The organism is Mixta tenebrionis (assembly GCF_006517625.1).
In the GTDB taxonomy this organism is placed as follows: Bacteria; Pseudomonadota; Gammaproteobacteria; order Enterobacterales; family Enterobacteriaceae; genus Mixta; species Mixta tenebrionis.
The window spans coordinates 1-719 of the sequence record NZ_VHQI01000052.1 but is presented as its reverse complement, the minus strand read 5'-3'; the positions used below and the strand labels follow the sequence as shown (position 1 = coordinate 719).

1 protein-coding gene is annotated in these 719 nt (G+C 47.3%); it reads right to left on the bottom strand.

The genetic code is table 11. The features are described from left to right. On the bottom strand, nucleotides 1–719 hold a 719-nt coding region (locus FKM52_RS21490), incomplete at both ends, for a type I restriction endonuclease (RefSeq protein WP_181407970.1).

The following is a 719-nucleotide window of genomic DNA, read 5'->3' as shown; positions in this document are numbered from 1 at the left end:
CTGGTCAGGGTTTTTCCTGACCCTGTGGTATGCCAGATAAATCCACCGCTTTCGGGTTTTGACCAGTTCTTCGCTTTAAAAGAGCTGTTGATTTTCCAGAGAATGCGCTCGGTGGCGGCAATCTGATAGGGGCGCATGACGAGCAGCGTCTGGCTGCTGTCAAACACGCTGTAATTAAACAGAACATTCAGCAGAGTATGCTTCTGGAAGAAAGTGGCGGTAAAGTCCTTCAGGTCCTTAATCAGAGTGTTATCCGACTTTGCCCAGTTCATGGTGAAATCAAAGCTGTTTTTATCCCGCTTAGTGGTACTGGCAAAGTACCGGGTATCAGTCCCGTTGGAAATTACGAAGAGTTGCAGGTATTTAAACAGGGAGTTATCGCTGTTAAAGCTTTCCTTGCTGTAACGGTGTATCTGGTTAAAGGCTTCACGAATCGCCACGCCGCGCTTTTTGAGTTCGATTTGCACCAGCGGAAGGCCGTTGACCAGAATGGTGACGTCATAACGGTTAGCGTGTGAGCCAGTCTGCTCAAACTGCTGAATGACCTTCACCTTATTGCGCAGCAGGTTCTTTTTATCTATCAGATAGATGTTTTCCAGACGACCATCATCAAACGTAAAATCACAGATATAGTCGATATGGATTTTACGGGTTTTGTCCAGGCTACTGTCACTGGGGCTGTCGAGATACTGCTCTGCGAAACGCCGCCATTCACTTTC